Source organism: Gordonibacter sp. RACS_AR68 (assembly GCF_030418485.1).
GTDB lineage: Bacteria > Actinomycetota > Coriobacteriia > Coriobacteriales > Eggerthellaceae > Gordonibacter > Gordonibacter urolithinfaciens.
Map to the genome: position 1 here is coordinate 148,524 of NZ_JAIPUP010000006.1, position 16,887 is coordinate 165,410.

Sequence of the window (16,887 nt, forward strand, 5' to 3'; positions counted from 1 at the left end):
ATGGAAGCTGCCGCCATCGTGCTCGCCGCGGGTGCCGGAACCCGCATGAAGTCGAAGAAGCCCAAGGTCGTCCACGAGGTGCTGGGCAAGCCGCTCGTGCGCTGGGTGGTGGACGCCGCCCACGAGGCCGGCATCAGCCGCGTCGCGACCGTCGTGGGCCACGAGCGCCAGCAGGTGGAGCCGCTTGTGGAGGCCGACACCGACGTGGTGGTGCAGCCCGAGCGCCGCGGCACGGCCGACGCCGTGGCCGTGTGCGCCGAAGCGCTCGCCGACTTCGACGGCTCGCTCGTGGTTCTCTCGGGCGACTGCCCGCTCATCACCGCCGACACCATCCGCCGGCTCGTGGACATGCGCGAGCAGGCCGACGCGGCCGTGGTGGTGCTCACCATGGAGCTGGAGAACCCCTACGGCTACGGGCGCATCGCGCGCGACCGCGTGGGTGCCGTGGAGCGCATCGTGGAGCAGAAGGACGCGAACAGCGCCGAGGCCGCCATCTGCGAGTGCAACTCCGGCTTCTACTGCTTCGACGCCCGCGCGCTGTTCGACGCGCTCGGCCAGGTGGACGACGACAACGCCCAGGGCGAGTTCTACCTCACCGACGTGCTGGCCATCTGCCGCGCCGCCGGCCGCCCCGTGCTGGCGCTCCCCACCAACGATCCGTCCGAGTGCCTGGGCGTGAACTCGCGGGCCCAGCTGGCCGAGGCCACGAAGTTCGCCCAGCGCCGCATCAACGCCGCGCACCTGGCGGCTGGCGTGACCATGACCGACCCCGACCAGGTGTGGATTGGGCCCGACGTGGTCATCGAGCAGGACGTGGAGCTGCTGCCGCAGACGTTCCTCATGGGCAGCACGTCCGTGGGCGAGGACAGCGTGATCGGCCCGAACTCGCGGCTGACCGACACGGTGGTGGGGCGCGGCTGCACCGTGGACGAGACGGTGGCCGTGGAGGCGCTCATCGACGACGGCGCCTCGTGCGGCCCGCGAACCTACCTGCGCCCGGCCGCGCACCTGTGCGAGGGCGCCAAGGCCGGCACCCATGTGGAGATCAAGAAGTCCACGGTCGGCAAGGGCTCGAAGGTGCCGCACCTGTCCTACATCGGCGACGCCACCATCGGCGAGGACGTGAACATCGGCGCCGGATCCATCACCTGCAACTACGACGGCAAGAAGAAGTGGCCCACCGTCATTGGCGACGGCGCGTTCGTGGGGAGCGACACCATGATGGTGGCCCCGGTGAGCATCGGCGCGGGCGCCATCATCGGCGCGGGCTCCTGCATCACGAAGGACGTGGCGGCCGACGCGCTGGCCCTGACGCGCCCCGAGCAGCGCGAGATTCCCGGTTGGGCCGCCAAGAAGCGCGAGCAGCAAGCCCAAGGGTAGGTCTGCCGCTTCCTGCCCAAGGGTTCTTCGTGAAAACGGGGTCGGAAAGTCACCGTTTTGGTCGCTGTGAAGTGTTTTGACGCGCCCGGAGGCTCTCCGGGCGCGTTTTTCGTGGAGCACAAGCGCATTTCCCCTGGTCGGCGAAAGCACGTGGCCCCCTTTAGGCGTCCGAGAGCTTCACGGTGTCCAAAACTGTGCATCGAGTTCCCGGAAGGTCGAAATGCCCCGAAGGGGGGCAATTCCCGATCAGGATATTTCGTTGCGGTCAATCTGCGAAGATACCGAAGTTGTCACTGTGCGGGCACGCTGCCTGCGGATACAATAGTGCCCATGTGAGAGGGGGCGACTGCTGCGGCGGGCGCGGCGGCCCCGCGGCAACACGAAGGAGCGCGCACATGACGGAAGTGCAGAAGAGCATGGCCTTGTTCTCGGGGTCGGTCAACCCCGAGCTTGCCGACGAGATAGCGAGGCACCTGAACGCCTCGCTCGGCAACGTGAAGCTGGAGAAGTTCGCGAACGGCGAGATCTACGCGCGCTACCAGGAGAGCGTCCGCGGCGCCGACGTGTTCCTCATCCAGTCGGTGTGCGGCGCCGAGGGCTACGACGTGAACGACGCGCTCATGGAGCTGCTCATCATGACCGACGCCGCCAAGCGCGCCTCCGCGCGCTCCGTGTCGGCCGTCATCTCGCACTACGGCTACGCGCGCCAGGACCGCAAGGCCGCGCCGCGCGAGCCCATCACGGCGAAGCTGGTGGCCGACCTCTTGGCCGCGGCGGGCGTGGACAACGTGATCACCGTCGACCTGCACCAGGACGCCATCCAGGGCTTTTTCGACCTGCCGGTGAACCACATGACGGCCATGCCCATCTTCGTGGACTACTACCGGTCCATGGGCTTCGACCCCGAGCAGCTGTGCGTGGTGTCGCCCGACGTGGGCCGTGCGAAGGCGGCGAAGAAGTTCTCCACCATGCTGGACTGCGACATCGCCATCATGCACAAGGATCGTCCGAAGCACAACCAGGCCGAGATCACGGCGCTCATCGGCGACGTGAAGGACAAGGTGTGCATCCTCAACGACGACATGATCGATACGGCCGGCTCGCTGGTGGCGGCCGCGTCCACCCTCAAGGCAAAGGGCGCCGCGCAGGTGTACGCGTGTGCCACCCACGGCCTGTTCAGCGGTCCGGCGTACGACCGCATCGCCAACTCCATCATCGAGGAGGTCGTGGTGACGAACGCGGTGCCCGTGCCGCTGGAGCGCCAGACCGGCAAGATCAAGGTGCTGTCGCTGGCCTCCCTGTTCGCGAAGACCATCAGCAACGTGTACGACAACGGCTCCGTGGCCTCGCTGTTCGAGTAGGGCGCGATGTACCTGATCGTAGGCCTGGGGAATCCGGGCGAGGAATATGCGCACACGCGCCACAATGCCGGGTTCGACGCGGTGGATGCCATCGTGGGCGAGGTGGGAGCGCGCTACTGGAAGACGGAGTGCGGGTCGCTCACGGCCAAGGGCGCCTACCGCGACGTCGACCTCGTGCTCGCCAAGCCCCAGAGCTACATGAACACGTCGGGCGGCCCGGTGAAGCAGCTCATGAACGCCTACGGCGTGGACGCGGAGCACCTTATCGTCATCCACGACGAGCTGGACATCGATCCCGGTACCGTGCGCGTGAAGTTCGGCGGCGGGCACGCGGGGCACAACGGCCTGCGCTCCATCTGCGACAAGCTGGGCACGCGCGATTGGAGCCGCGTGCGCGTGGGCATCGGCCGCCCGCCGGGACGCATGCCCGTGGTGGACTGGGTGCTGTCGCTGCCAAAGAAGGAGGCCGCCGACGACTTCGCCTACGCCGTGGACCGCGGCGCCCAGGCCGCGCTCTCGCTGGTTACGGCGGGCTTGGAGAAGACCCAGCAGGCGTTCAACTAGGGGAAGCGCCGATTCTCGCCGCATTGGCGTTGGTGCCGTAAAGCAAGGGCTGGGCCCTCGTTGGAAACCTACGGCATTTTCCTGTTGAGCGACAAGGGCAGTGCCCCTGCTCTGCGGGACGGCTGCGGCGCGCCCAGCGCTCGCCCCGATGCGGATGCGCGGGTTTGCGCTTCAGCAGCTCCTTGTCTGCAATAAAGCCGTTTCTCGCTCATCTCATCGTCACTATCCACTCCACGAGCAAGAACGCCGTGATGAACAGCAGCAGCGCGCCGATGGCGCGCGCCTGCTGCTTGTCGGCTCCCAGCTTCCGCTCCAGCTCGCTCGATCCCGGGTGGGAGTTCACGAACTGCAGCCCCTTGTCCGTGATCAGCATGTACAGCGAGAACGCGAGCAGGCCGAACACGATTGCGCCCATCCCCAGGTCGACGAGCAGCTGCGCCACGTCGACGGGCGCAGCGAACCCGGCTTCCGCGAAGCACATCGCCACGCTTGCCGCCTGGAAGAGGTCGAGCACGGCGAACACGCCGGCGACGACGGGAAACGACATCTGACCGCCGAAGCTGTCCGACACGAGCCAGTCCTCGCGCCCGGTCGCTCGCTGACGCTCGAAGACAGCGAACAGGAGAGCGGCCGCGATCTCGATGACGAAGAGAATGCCAGCGCCGACGAAGAGCTCTGCTTTTGATCCCCAACGGTCGGGCCCGTCCACGTCGAAGTGCACGGGAACCGTCTCCGGCAGGAACGGCTGGGCGGCGGCGGTGAGGACGAGGGGAAGCGCGGCGAGCGCGATGAGGGCCGCGATGCGCCAGCGACTCCGCCGTGCAGGGACTTGACCGTCGGCAACGCAGTTGTGCTCGGAGTTGGAAGACATGGCCGCCGTCCTTTCGAACGCTCGCATAAGCATATTTAGCAATACTAAGTATAGACGAAGGGGAATCAACGAGGCAAGCGGGTCCCGGGCGCTGCGTCCTGCCGGGCGCTTAACGGCAGGACACCTGCCCAGGGAGCGCACCTCGGCCGCTCCGCCCGGAGCGTTTCCCCGATTTAGGAGCGTTTGGGCCGCGGCGCTTGGGCTATACTTGAAGGGACGGCGAAGGTACGGAGGCAAAGGAGGCTGCGGTGCGGGAGTTGGTCAAGGGCGAGCGGGGGCGTGTGTACGCGCTGTTCGCCATCGTGATGCTTGCCTCCGCCTTCGGCAACCTCTCGCAGACGGCCGTGAACGCCATGATGCCCGAGATCATGGGCGAGTTCGCACTCGACGTGAGCTTGGGCCAGTGGCTTACCACCAGCTACATGCTGGTGCTGGGCATCGCGGTTCCCGCGGCCACGTTTTTGGGGAAGCGGTTCACCACGCGCCAGCACGTGTTCATCGCCCTGGCGTTCTTCCTGGTGGGGGCCCTTGCCGACTGCCTGGCCTCGAATTTCGCCGTGCTGCTGGCCGGGCGCATCTGCCAGGCCGTATCCACGGGGCTTCTGCTTCCGCTCATGCAGACTATCGCCATGACGCGCTTTCCCGAGGGTCGCCGCGCCACGGCCATGGGCATCGCGGGCATCGCCATGGGCTTTGCGCCGAACATCGGACCGACTGTCGGCGGGGCCTTCAGCTTCTCGTTCGGATGGCGCAGCTTCTTCGTGCTGCTGCTGGCAGGCGTGGCAGTGCTGGGGGTTGCCACGGCGCTGCTCGTGCGCGGCGGGGAGGGCAACCGCAGCGAGCGGTTCGATACGCTGTCGTTCATGCTGTCGGCGCTGGGCTTCGGCGGCTTGCTGCTGGGGTTCTCCGAGGCGAGCAGTTTCGCGCTCACCAGCCCGTTCGTCTGGGGCCCGCTCGTGGCGGGCGCGGTGTTCCTCGTGCTGTTCGTGCAGCGGCAGAAGCGCGTGGAAGATCCGCTCATCAACATGGACATCTTCAAGTCGGGCCAGTACACGGTCGGTTTCGCGGTGTTGTGCCTGCTGCATGCCTCGTTCATGGGCGTGACGCTGGTCATCCCGCTGTACGTGGAGGGGCCGTGCGGCGGCACGGCGCTCGACGCGGGGATCGTGCTTTTGCCCGGCACGTTGGCGGCGCTGTTCCTGAACCCGCTGGCCGGCGTGCTCACCGATCGGTTCGGCATCCGTCCCGTGACGTTGGCATCGGGCGCGCTCTTGGCGGTCGGATCGGTGCTCATGGTGTTTCTGGACGAGGAGACGCCGCTCGCCGTTACCACGTTCTGCCAGGCCGTGCGCGCGTTCGGCGTGTCGGGGCTCATGGGTCCGCTCATCTCGTGGAGTCTCGCCGGCCTGCCGGGGCGTATCGTTACCGACGGCAGCTCGTTCTCCATCGCGGGGCGCCAGGCGTGCGCCTCGCTCGGCACGTCGGCCATGGTGCTGCTCATTGCCCTGGCGGGCACCTCGGCTGCCGCGGCCTCCAACCCCGCGCTGCCCTACCAGCTGGCGTTCGCCTTCTCTGCTGTGTTCGCCGTGGCCACGTTCGTCGGCATCGTGGCGAAGGTGCGCTAGGGCCGCTTCGGGCACGCTCTGGGACGGATAGCGCTGCTGCGGCTCACCTGCTCGGGTATCGTCGAACCAGGCTGTGGCTGGCGCGGGCACGTTGATATCAGCGCAACGACCGGATGACGGCTTTTCGGGACGCATGGCGGCATGGGCAAAGATATATGTTGACAACATAGATGTTTCGGGAGTATATATGTTCATGTCATATAGCTGTAGACGACAGAGCGGGCGAACGGCGAATGCCGGCAGGTCGCGGAGGAACGACGACCGCCGCAGAAGGGGCGGCCAGACGGCGTAAAGCTTGCGGCCTGCTGAGGCAGCGCGACGGAAGCGCCGCGTTGGCCGGTGCAAGCCGCTAACCCGCCGAAGAGACGGCCGACGGGCCGAGTAAAAGGAGGCGACGCGCATGCCGCGAGGCGACTGCGGAGGAGAGGGTGCCCGGCAACCGTGCTGTCGACGGCGCGGCGGGGGCGGCGGAGCGTTGGTGGAGCCGGCGGCGTTGGCGGCCCTGCTGTATGCCGGCGGCTACGGCTACGACATGCGCCGCACCATCCTCGACATGACGGACGGCGAGGTGGACGTCGACGTGGGCGGGCTGTACCGTTCGCTGCGGAGGCTGGAGGACGAGGGCGCTGTGGCGTCGCGCTGGTGCGAGGACGCCTCCGGCCCACGCCGGCGCGAGTACGAGCTCACGGAACAAGGCCTGGAGCTGGCCGAGCAGTGGCTCGACGCGCTTCGGGCACGCCAGCGGCTCGACGAGCTGCTGGTGGGGTTGCTGGAAGGCGGCCTGAACGCCGCCGGCCGAATCCGCGAGAGCGCGCAAGCGCCGAGCGAAGGCTGAAGAACTCCGGATGGCGTCGCAATAAGCTGTAGGCGATGGGCGCGAAAGCTCTTGCCAGCCCAGCGAAACGGCGGATGGCGGCGCGGGCGCGAAGGCGCGCAGATGGCTGCCGACCGTCCGTCCTGCTGACTCGGCAAGGCGGTGTCTGCGCGGGCGTTCGGGAAACGAGAAGGGCACGACCCGAGGCGACGAGGCCTCGGAAGACGATAAGCGGAACGGCGACGTTCCGGGAAAGAAGGGTCATCATGGGAGAAACGCTGAAACTCGCGGTGCCGACGATGGGCGCAGCCGACCTTGCATCCGAGCGCTCGGGCCATTTCGGCCACTGCGACTGCTTCACCATCGTGGACATCGAGGACGGCGAGATCAAGGGCACGTCAGAGCTGGCGAACCCGCCGCACGAAGAGGGCGGCTGCCTGCGCCCGGTGGGCCTGCTGGCCGACGCCGGCGTGGACGCCATCGTGGCGGCCGGCATGGGCATGCGCCCGATGATAGGCTTCAACGACGCGGGCATCACGGTGTACTTCGAGAACCAGACGCCGAACGTGGGCGAGGTCGCGAAGCTCGTGGCGGCCGGCAGCGTGCCGATCATGGGTGCCGAGAACGCCTGCAACCACCATCACTGAGTTCGCAAAACGATCGATTGCGAGGGGCGCCCGCCGAACGGCAGGCGCCCCTCGTGCGTTCTAGGGAGAGACTGATTAACGTAACGACGCCCTTCTTGATTGCGCTAGGTTTGCAGCATTTGAACACGGCCCTTTAAATACGACTGAAAGAGTCATGGACTAAATCAGAGGCTAGAGCATGCTTGAACGAATTTCTGCCGACACGAATCCGAGAAACCTCTGGTGGCGAAAAGCCGTCCCCGAGGTTCGCCGTCGAAAACATGCCATAGCCTCCGACTTCGTCCCGCCCCTTCTGCGGTGCTTTTCTGCTGTGCCCTTTTGGCGGCTCTAGGGAAGCACCGTTAACCAGCGTCTTCCTAGGGGATGGCGTGCACGTATGCCATGCAGACGTGCTGGGTTTTGGGCGCAGGGCTGCCTGGTCGTGCTATCCTGCTCGGTGAGAGAAAGGAGCGGGCTTGGGCCGCGGAGAGGAACAGGGACGAAGCGCAGGGCAAGGCGGGACGTACGTCGTGTCGGCGGCCAGGTCATTGCTTGGCGCCACGCGCCGCGTGCTGCCCGATGCCGTGCCGTCGCCGTCCGCGCCTGCAGCGGCAGACGCGCAGGCGCCGGTATACGGCTGGATTGCCGGGGCCTGCGCGGCGCCATCCAAGGGCGACCGCTACGTGGTGGAGTTCACGGGCAGGCGGGAGTTCCGCATCCTAGCCTACGTGGACCGCTTCGGGCGCGCGTTCTCCACGGACCGGCCGCTCACTGCGCCGCCTGCCCGCAGGCCCGATCTCGACTTCGCGCGCTTTGTCGACGAGGGTCCCGCGGACATGGGCCGTGGCCCTGCAGAGATGTGCGCGGACGGGCATACGGCCGTCCGGGGAGCGCGCACCGACGCGGAGCGCGGCCCGGGGGCTCGCCCGGACGGGGAGCACGGCTGCGTGGAGGTGCGCACGGGCGGCGAGGACGAGCGGCAGGTGGCGCGGTACTTGTGCAAGGGCGGCCGCTACACGTTCACGGACACGTGGTTCGACTTCGGGCCGCACGCCGCAGGCCTCTCCTACGACGACGCCCTCGCCCGCGCCTACCTGGCGTTCGTGCACCGGCCCCGGCTGGGCGGGGCGGAGGTGCCCGAGAGGGGCACGGCCTTCGTCCACGAGCGTCTGCGGGAAACCCCGCTCCTACCGGTCCTGCGCACCATCGTCGACGAGGTGCGCAGCGCTGAGAGCGACCCGGTGGTGCAGCCGCCCGCCCTGGTGAGAGGCCTTGTGCGGTGGCTCGAGGAAGCCGGCCTGGACGGCCTGCGCCCGCCGGCCGTGCCGGACGAGGCGCTGCGGCTCGTGCGCACCGCGCGCTACGCCGACCTTTACTACATAGCGCAAGAGGACGAGGACGCGGCCGTCGACCGCCGCACCGTCTGGGCCCTGGAGGCCGCGCTCAACCGGTTCACCCTGATGGAGGAGGCGTTCGGTGACCGCGCGACGCTGGCCGGCGACGCGGACTGCGCACGCTGGGATGCCTACCTGATAGAGACGGCGGGGGCGCAGGCGTTGGGCGCCGAGCGCCTGGCCGGCACGCCCCGAGGGTCCGATGACGGTGAATGGGAGGCGCGTTGCCGCCTGGCCGGCGTGCTGGAGCGGCTGAAGCTGCCGGTGCGCATCGAGGCGCAGATGCAGGCGAACGTGGCGGAGGGCCTTGCAGCTTTCCGGCTGACGGTGCCGGACGCCGCGCTCATGCCCGCGCGCCGATGGGTCGAAGGCCCGGCAGGTGCCGGCTGGGAGGACGTGCCGACCGCCGAGCGCGACGCCCAGGCGCGCCGCTACGCCATGCACTTCGGCCTGGCGCTCGCCACCGCGGCGTTCGAGGCCTCTCCGGCCATCCGCCGCGTCGACGTGGCGGCCTGCCCGCTCGGGGACGGCGCTCCGCCTGCCGCGCCCGATGGCTGCGAGAACCCTGCCTCGCCGGACGCCGAGTTTCCCGCCGATCGGCAGGAGGCGGCCTACTACCAGGTTGCGCTCACCCGCCGGGCCTACGAGGAGTCGGGCTGCTTCCGCAGCGCCCTCGAGGGCGACCCCGCGCCGCTGCTCGCGTATTGCGGCGCCGTGTGCGACCTGCCCGGGGCCGACCCGTTCGCGCTCATGCAGGCGCTGCCCTCCACCGTGCGGCGCCAGGAGCTGCCCGAGCTGGACGACGCGCCCCTGCCGCAGGCCGTGCGGCCCGTGCTCGGCACCGACGATGCGCGCGACCTGCGCATCGCGGCCGAGGCTCGCCGCCGTCGCGTGGGAGAGGGGTTGGCCGACCGCATCGCGCGCGCCGGCAGCGCCACCGAGGCCATTCGCATCGTGCGTAAGGAGCAGCACGCCGCCCGCACCCTCGGGGACGACCAAGGGGTCTCGGCCTGCACGCGCCTCATGGCGGCGCTCGCGGAGGGAACGCTGGACACCGAGGACCAGAACGCCGCGGTGACGTGCTTCCTCGGCGAGGACCGCTGCCTGGCCGCCCTCGCCCGCGCCCGTGCGCTCGCCCCGCGCGACCCCGCCGAGGCGGTGGCCGTGCTGGCGGACGCGGTGTCCGAAGCCGCCGCGCTCGACGGCTACACGGACGGCGCCGTGACCGCATACCGTGCGTTCGACTCGTACGCGGCGCGCGTGCGGTACTCCCGCGCCCTGCGGGCCGTGCGCCAGAGGGGCGCCGGCGGTTCGCAACCATCAGCCCCGTCCGACGCGCCCGCTGTGCCGACCCTCGCCGCTCGGGCGGCCGCGGACGCGGGCAGGAGCATCCAGCTGGCGCCCGACTCGTTCTTCCTCTGCCATTTGGAGATCGTCACGCTGCTGGAGCGCTCGTTCGACCGCGTGGACGACGCCTTGCGCTACGGCAGGCGCGCCATCGAGCTGGCGCCCGCCTCGGCCGGCGGTTACCGCCAGCTCGGCCGCGCCTACATGCTGGTGGGCGATATGGACAGCGCTGCGGCCGTGCTGGAGGCGGGCCTGGATGTGGCCGCGCAGCCGAACGACGTGGCCATTGCCTACTACCAGCTGGCCTATGCGCTGTGGAAGGCGGGCAGGCCGCGCGCGGGTGCGGCCTGCTACCTCAAGTCGGTCATGACGTCGCCCGTGATGGCGCTGCAGGCCGTGGCCGAGCTCAAGGAGCTGGCCGCAGAGCACGGCATGGAGCCGATCGAGCGCGATGCCGTGGATGACGAGCTGCGCAGCGCAGGGATAGTGCTGGCGCCGACGGAGGAGATGTTCGAGACCCTGGACGCGGGTGCCGCGGCCGCTGTGGACGCCGGCCTGTTCCCGGTCGCCCGAAACCTGTTGTCGCTGCGCCTGCACTACCGCCCGGACGACGCTCTGGTGAACGTGCTGAAGTCGCTGGAGTGAAGAACGCGTTTACGGGATGATGGGCTTGGGCAGGATCTCGCTTAGCTTCTTGCGGTTGCGCAGCAGCAAGAGGAATGACTCCTCGTCGGCTGTGAGGTTGCCCTTGGTGTGCGTGAGGATGCTGAGCGCCCGCGCGAACGAGCAGTCCTTCACGCGCAGCGCCGTCATCTGCTTCAGGCGGCACTCCTCCTGAACGGTCAGCGCGGAGATGACGGCCACGCCCATGTGGCACCTCACCGCCTGCTTGATGGCCTGCGTGCTTCCCAGCTCAAGCCGTATGTTCAGATCCTGGTGGTTGAAGCCGCTGCGCGCCAGGGCCAGCTCCATGACCTTGCGCGTGCCGGAGCCCTGCTCGCGGGTGATGAGCGTCTCGGACGCCAGCTCGCTGAAGCTGATGGACTGGCTCGTGCTCCATGGATGGTCGCTGGGCACCACGACCACCAGCTCGTCGTGCCAGAACGTCTCCACGGTGAAGTTCGGCTCGTCGGGCACAGGTCCTTCGATGAGCGCGACGTGCAGCCGCTTGTCCATGATCTCGCGCGCGAGAATCTCGGTGTCGGCTATCTGCACGTCGATGTCGGCATCCTGTTCGTTCGTGTAGTACTCGCGCAGGAAGAAGGGCAGGAGGTACTCGCCGATGGTGAACGTGGCCCCGATGCGGATGCCGTGATGGCAGGTGGCCGCCTTGAGCACGGCCTCGCGCGCCTCGCAGATGAGCTGCACGATCTCCTTCGCGTAGCCGTAGAACACCTCGCCGCTCTCGGTGAGGGTGACGCCCCGGTTGGTGCGGTCGAGGAACTGCGTGCCGTATTCCTTCTCCAGGTTCTGGATGTGGATGCTCACGCTTGGCTGGCTCATGTGCAGTCGTTCGGAAGTGCGGGTGATGTTGCCGGTGTAGGCAACGTCCTTGAATACGAGAAACTCCTCTAAAGAACTCATGCCGCCCCCTCATGCTTTGCAAAAGGCCGACAAGGCCCCTTGTTAGACAACGAACGGTACCCTCCCCGGAAAAAAGTATAAGTACAGCGGTGGTAATTTGGCCATAGAGAGAACAGGGGATGCCATACGTAATTCCGATTCCAGGGAAACGCTGCCTCCCACGTTGCCGAATCCTTGTCCTCCCCTTGCTGCGCTCATGGTGCCGCAGCAGAGTATCACCAGATGAACCGATGGTTTTCTTCTTCATTGCACAGAGGGGGCCCAGCGTTTGCGCAACCATTCTACCGCAAGTCATAGCCGCTTCTTATGACGCTATCGCAAAACTGAATTTTACACTTCGGCAACCGTGCCGTAGCTTTAACGTCATGCCGGTGCATCACGCCGAGACGGTTTTTCCACCGATGTGCGCTCCGGAAAAAGGGCGTAGGGGGGCGGTTTCAATGACGGTTGACATGCTCGTATCCGTGTTCATTCTGCTTGCGATGTTCGGTTTCTTCGCGCTGTCCTTGAGGAAAGCCTACAAGTTCGCGCACATGCAGATCCATGCGCGCCTCGACCTCTATCCCGTTCCCAAGGAAGGCGGCGGGCGGGCGGCCTACGGCGGCTCGTACATGGAGGAGCCCGAGTGGTGGACGAAGCCGCGCAAGATCGACCGGGTCAACGAGGCCGTCGACATCATGAAGGAAATGCTGTTCATCAAGAAGCTTTTCGTGCACCAGCGCGTGCTGTGGTGGGCGTCGTACTCCATGCACCTGGGTATCTACGTCATGCTGGGATGGTCGGTGCTGCTGCTGGTCAGCGTGGCATGGCATCCCGACTGGTACGTGCTCGTGGTGACCGTCGTCGGGGTCGTCGGCTTCGCGCTGTCGACGGTCGGCTGCGTGCTGCTGCTGGTGCGCCGCGTGTCGGACCGCGTGCTGGCTAAGTACACCACCCCGCTCGAGTACTTCAACATCGTGCTGCTGCTGACGGTGCTGCTCACCGGCGCGTACTCGTGGCTGTTCGTCGCGTCGCCCTTCGCGGTGGCCGCGCAGGTGTTCACGCTGAGCGCCACGGACCTGCCGCCCATCGTGCTCGTGCACCTCGCGCTGCTGGGCATCATGTTCCTGTACATCCCGCTTTCCAAGATGAGCCACTACGTGGGCAAGTTCTTCTGCTTCCACAAGGTGCTGTGGGACAACGATCCCAACCTGCCGGGCAGCTCCGTGGAGCGCCGGTTCGAGGACGCCGCGGCGCATCCTGCCCATACCGGCTGGTCGGCTGCGAAGCAGCAGGCGCCCACGTCCGAGTCGTCGAAAGGATAAGCGGTCATGGCCATGGAATACAAGAACGTGCGGACCACGGACATCTCGAAGCGGGAAGGCCTGCTGAGCGCCCTCGACGACTTGTCGCCCCTGCCCGCGCCGTACGACAAGAACGGCCTGGAGCCCGCTTTCAAGGACCCGAAGCCCGAATGGGCCGAGACGAACTGCTGCTCGCTCGACGGCTTCTGCGCCATCGACACGATGAAGCGCCCCGAGACGCAGGAAGAGGAGGACGAGCTCAAGGTCAAGTTCCTCAAGGGACTGGAGAAGCTGTTCCTCGACGCCAACAGCAAGTACCTGCAACCGCTCAGCTTGACGATGGAGTACTGCGCGAAGTGCAACACGTGCTCGGAGGCGTGCCATGTGTACAAGGCGGCGAACGGCGACGAGATATACCGTCCCATCTTCCGCGTGGACGTGCTGCGCAAGCTGTACAAGAAGTACTTCACCCGCTCGGGCAAGCTTCTCGGCTCCCTCACCGGGGCGGACATCGACCTGGATTGGGAGACCATCGCGCGGTTGGGCGAGTCGGCCTACCGCTGCAACCTGTGCCGACGCTGTGCGCAGGTGTGCCCGATGGGGCTGGACAACGGCATGGCAGCCCGCGAGATACGCAAGATATTCAGCATGGAGATGGGCCTGGCCCCCACGCCCGTGCACGCGAAGGGCACGCAGCTGCAGCTGAAGACGGGTTCCTCCACGGGCCTCACGAGGCCGGCCCTGATGGACACGCTCGAGTTCATCGAGGAGGACACCTACGAGCGCACGGGCCGCAAGATAAAGTTCCCGCTCGACAAGAAGGGCGCCGACGTGCTGCTCTTCCACAACGCGGGCGAGTTCATGGCTTGGCCCGAGAACCCGGCGGCCTTCGCCATCCTGCTTGACGAGGCGGGCGTCGACTGGACGCTCAGCACCGACGTGGTGGGCTACGACAGCGTGAACTACGGCATCTGGTACGACGACGTGCAGGCCAAGAACGTGGCCATGGCGCAGTTCGAGGCGGCCAGGAAGCTGGGCGTGAAGCGCATCGTCATCGGCGAGTGCGGCCATGCCCACAAGGCGGCCGTCGTGGGCGCCGACCGCATGGCCGACAGCCAGGAGCGCGGCGTGCCCGTGGAGAGCTTCCTGCCCATGATGGCCGAGTTCGTGCGCAACGGGCGCCTGAAGTTCGACCCTTCGAAGAACGACTTCCCCGTCACGTTGCACGATCCGTGCAACATCGTGCGCCAGATGGGCATCGTGGAGCCCCAGCGCGAGATCCTGCGTGCGATAGCGCCGCAGTTCCGCGAGATGACGCCCCACGGGGTGGACAACTACTGCTGCGGCGGCGGCAGCGGGTTCGCCATCATGAACTCCTACAACTTCGGCGACTTCCGCACGAAGGTGAGCGGGCGCATGAAGTTCGCCCAGATACTCAACGCGTTTGCGGACGAGATGGAAGACCCCGACATAGTGAAGTACGTCTGCGCTCCGTGCTCCAACTGCAAGGGCACGATACGCGACCTCCTTCAGGCGTACAAGGCCACTGCGCGCTACAACGTGCAGTACGGCGGCATCGTCGAGCTCATGGTCAACGGCTTGGCGAGCATGGATCGGCCCTACTTCGAGTTCCTGGAGGAGTAGGCGCTGCCCGGGGTCGCGCAAAAGGCGCGCGGCCCCGGGGTTGACCGGGTTTCGCGCGCGCCTGCTGGGGAGCGGGCGGCAGGGGGATGAGACGGGAGCGGGACTATGCATACCATCGTCGTGGGGCTGAGCATCAAGCGCGCCCCCCTTGAGATTCTGGAGCAGTTGAGCGTGCACCACTCGCAGAACGCGCTGTGCGTGCAGGATGTGAAGGCGGCAGCGGGGCTGTCCGGTGCCGTGGTGCTGAGCACGTGCAACCGCCTGGAGTTCTACGGCGTGTGCGAGGACGCCGACGAGGGCGTCGCGCGGGTGTGCGACTTCATCCTGGGCCAGAACGGTGCGGCTGACGCCGCCCAAGCGCGGCAGTTCCGCGAGCTTCTGTACGCCTTCACGGACGGGCGCGCCGTGCGCCACCTGTTCGAGGTCGTGTGCGGCCTGGACTCGCTCATCGTGGGCGAGACGGAGATAGCCGGCCAGGTGTCGCGCGCCTACCGGGCCTCCTGCAAGGCGGGAGCCAACGACAAGATGGTCAACGTGTGGTTCCAGCGCGCGCTGTCGCTGGGCAAGAAGGTGCGCTCCGAGACGCGTATCAGCCGCTACTCCACCTCCATCGGGCGCATCGCCGTGGAGCTGGCCGTGCGCGAGCTGGGCGGCATCGCGGACAAGCGCGTGCTCATCCTGGGCGCGGGCGAGATGAGCGAGCTGACCATGAAGTACCTCGTGGCGCAGGGCGTTTCGGTGGCCATGGTGTCGAACCGCTCGCTCGACAAGGCGCAACGGCTGGCCGGCCAGTACGGCTTCGGCGCCTGCTCCCTCGACGAGCTGGATACCTGCCTGGAGCAGGCCGACGTGGTCTTCGCGGCCACGGCGGCGAAGAGCTGCCTGGTGGGGCGGGAGCGCCTGGCCGCGATCATGGAGCGCCGCGCCGAGCGGCCGCTGCTGTGCATCGACATGGCCCTTCCGCGCGACATCGACCCGGATGTGCGCGACATTCGCAACGTGAGCTGCTACGACATCAACGAGCTGCGCGACGTGGCCAACCGCCACCAGAGCGAGCGCCTGCGCGCGGCAAAGACGGCCGCCCAGCTCATCGACGAGGCGGCGGCCGACTTCGAGCGCTGGCAGCGCTCGCTGGAGTACATCCCCACTATCGACGCGCTCTACCGCCAGGCCGACCGCATCAAGGCCGACAAGCTGGAGCGCGCTATGGGCAAGCTGTCGGGCCTCACGCCCAGCCAGAAGCAGGCCGTGCAGTGCCTGGCCACGTCCATCGCCCACCAGCTGGTGCACGAGCCCGTGGCGTCGCTCAACGCCATGGCGGGTTCCGAGAAGAGCCGTGCGTACGCCGCCATGCTGCAGGAGCTGTTCCACCTCGATCCCGAGGAGGAGCCTGCGAGTGCGGAGGCACCGGTGCCTGCGGAAGCGGGAGCGGGCCCCGGGGATGCGTTGACGGGAGGTTCGCGATGAAGCGCCTGGTCATAGGCACAAGAAAGAGCGAATTGGCATTATGGCAGGCGAAGTGGGTGCGCGAGCGCCTGATCGAGGCGCATCCCGGCCTGGAGGTTGAGCTGGCCGAGACGGACACGGCGGGCGACCGCGACCTGGCGACCCCCCTGCCGCTCGTGGACGGAAAAGGCGTGTTCACGGCCGAGATCGAGGAGGGCCTGCGCGACGGGACCATCGACCTGGCCGTGCACAGCCTGAAGGACCTGCCCACCGAGCTGCCGGAGGGTTTCGAGATCGGTGCATACTGTATGCGCCACGACCCGCGCGACGCGTTCCTGGGCAAGGACGGCATGACGCTGGCCGACCTGCCCGAGGGAGCGCGCATCGGCACCTCGAGCCTGCGCCGGGCCGCCCAGGTGCATCGCGTGCGCCCCGACGTGGAGTGCGTGAGCATCCGCGGGAACCTGGCCACCCGCTGGCGCAAGCTGCAGGAGGACGAGGGCATGGCCGGCATCATCCTGGCCGTGGCCGGGGTGGCGCGCCTGGGATGGCGCGACCGCATCACCGAGTACCTGGCGCCCGACGTGGTCATGCCGGCCGCGGGCCAGGGCGTCATCGCGGTGGAGGTGGCCGCGGGCCGCGACGACGCCGCCGCGCTCGTGCGGGCCGTGAACCATGCGGAGTCCGAGCGCGCAGCGCGTGCCGAGCGCAGCTTCCTGGCGGCGCTCGAGGGCGGCTGCCAGACGCCCATCGGCGCGCTGGCCGTGTGCACCGGCGACGTGGTCAGGCTCTCGGGCATGGTGTGCAGCCTGGACGGCAGTCACATGGTGCGCGTGGAGCGCACGGGCACGCAGCCCGAGCGCGTGGGCCGCGAGGCCGCCGAGGACGCGCTCGCGCGGGGCGCGGCGGATATCCTGCCCGCGGGCGCCGATCGGGCGGGGGTGTGAC

At 67.7% G+C, this 16,887-nt stretch carries 13 protein-coding genes; 11 read left to right on the plus strand and 2 right to left on the minus strand.

Going from position 1 to position 16,887, the window contains the following annotated elements:
- The 3 genes from glmU (at position 1) to pth (ending at position 3,305) form a co-directional block, all read left to right on the plus strand.
- Positions 1–1,380: a bifunctional UDP-N-acetylglucosamine diphosphorylase/glucosamine-1-phosphate N-acetyltransferase GlmU gene (gene glmU / locus K9U15_RS12575; protein WP_301156280.1), complete on the plus strand. Its 1,380-nt coding sequence runs from the start codon at positions 1–3 to the stop codon at positions 1,378–1,380.
- A 395-nt stretch (positions 1,381–1,775) separates the two neighbouring features.
- The gene (locus K9U15_RS12580; RefSeq protein ID WP_301156281.1) at positions 1,776–2,741 is read left to right on the plus strand and encodes a ribose-phosphate pyrophosphokinase; all 966 of its coding nucleotides are present in this window, start codon (positions 1,776–1,778) and stop codon (positions 2,739–2,741) included.
- A 6-nt stretch (positions 2,742–2,747) separates the two neighbouring features.
- A complete protein-coding gene (gene pth / locus K9U15_RS12585) occupies positions 2,748–3,305 on the plus strand; it encodes an aminoacyl-tRNA hydrolase (RefSeq protein WP_301156282.1) in 558 nt (185 codons plus the stop codon).
- Between the two features lie 208 nt (positions 3,306–3,513).
- Here the strand turns inward: pth and K9U15_RS12590 are convergent, their stop codons facing one another.
- Positions 3,514–4,176, minus strand: a complete 663-nt coding sequence (locus K9U15_RS12590) for a DUF1648 domain-containing protein (RefSeq protein WP_301156283.1) — start codon at positions 4,174–4,176, stop codon at positions 3,514–3,516.
- Positions 4,177–4,424: 248 nt separating this feature from the next.
- On the opposite strand from K9U15_RS12590, the gene K9U15_RS12595 reads away from it, so the two are divergent.
- The 4 genes from K9U15_RS12595 to K9U15_RS12610 all read left to right on the plus strand — a co-directional run bounded on the left by K9U15_RS12595 (position 4,425) and on the right by K9U15_RS12610 (position 10,627).
- Positions 4,425–5,801 (plus strand): DHA2 family efflux MFS transporter permease subunit, encoded by a 1,377-nt coding sequence (locus K9U15_RS12595; protein WP_301156284.1) that lies wholly within the window; start codon positions 4,425–4,427, stop codon positions 5,799–5,801.
- Between the two features lie 400 nt (positions 5,802–6,201).
- Positions 6,202–6,636 carry a PadR family transcriptional regulator gene (locus K9U15_RS12600; RefSeq protein WP_096227821.1) on the plus strand — a complete coding sequence of 145 codons (435 nt, stop codon included), beginning with the start codon at positions 6,202–6,204 and terminating at the stop codon, positions 6,634–6,636.
- Between the two features lie 245 nt (positions 6,637–6,881).
- On the plus strand, positions 6,882–7,262 hold the full coding sequence (locus K9U15_RS12605; protein WP_096227822.1) for a NifB/NifX family molybdenum-iron cluster-binding protein: 381 nt from the start codon (positions 6,882–6,884) through the stop codon (positions 7,260–7,262).
- A 455-nt stretch (positions 7,263–7,717) separates the two neighbouring features.
- Positions 7,718–10,627: a hypothetical protein gene (locus K9U15_RS12610; protein WP_301156286.1), complete on the plus strand. Its 2,910-nt coding sequence runs from the start codon at positions 7,718–7,720 to the stop codon at positions 10,625–10,627.
- Positions 10,628–10,636: 9 nt separating this feature from the next.
- Here K9U15_RS12610 and K9U15_RS12615 read toward each other — a convergent pair whose 3' ends face one another.
- Complete coding sequence (locus K9U15_RS12615) at positions 10,637–11,566, minus strand: LysR family transcriptional regulator (RefSeq protein WP_096227824.1); 930 nt, start codon at positions 11,564–11,566, stop codon at positions 10,637–10,639.
- A 440-nt stretch (positions 11,567–12,006) separates the two neighbouring features.
- Between K9U15_RS12615 and K9U15_RS12620 the strand changes: the two genes are divergently transcribed.
- The 4 genes from K9U15_RS12620 to hemC all read left to right on the plus strand — a co-directional run bounded on the left by K9U15_RS12620 (position 12,007) and on the right by hemC (position 16,886).
- Complete coding sequence (locus K9U15_RS12620; protein WP_096227825.1) at positions 12,007–12,870, plus strand: respiratory nitrate reductase subunit gamma; 864 nt, start codon at positions 12,007–12,009, stop codon at positions 12,868–12,870.
- Positions 12,871–12,876: 6 nt separating this feature from the next.
- Positions 12,877–14,493: a (Fe-S)-binding protein gene (locus tag K9U15_RS12625; protein ID WP_301156287.1), complete on the plus strand. Its 1,617-nt coding sequence runs from the start codon at positions 12,877–12,879 to the stop codon at positions 14,491–14,493.
- 105 nt (positions 14,494–14,598) lie between these two features.
- The gene (gene hemA, locus K9U15_RS12630; RefSeq protein WP_087189917.1) at positions 14,599–15,960 is read left to right on the plus strand and encodes a glutamyl-tRNA reductase; all 1,362 of its coding nucleotides are present in this window, start codon (positions 14,599–14,601) and stop codon (positions 15,958–15,960) included.
- Positions 15,957–16,886, plus strand: a complete 930-nt coding sequence (hemC, locus tag K9U15_RS12635; RefSeq protein WP_154270037.1) for a hydroxymethylbilane synthase — start codon at positions 15,957–15,959, stop codon at positions 16,884–16,886. Before hemA ends, hemC begins: the two co-directional genes overlap by 4 nt.
- The last annotated feature ends 1 nt before the right edge of the window (position 16,887 follow it).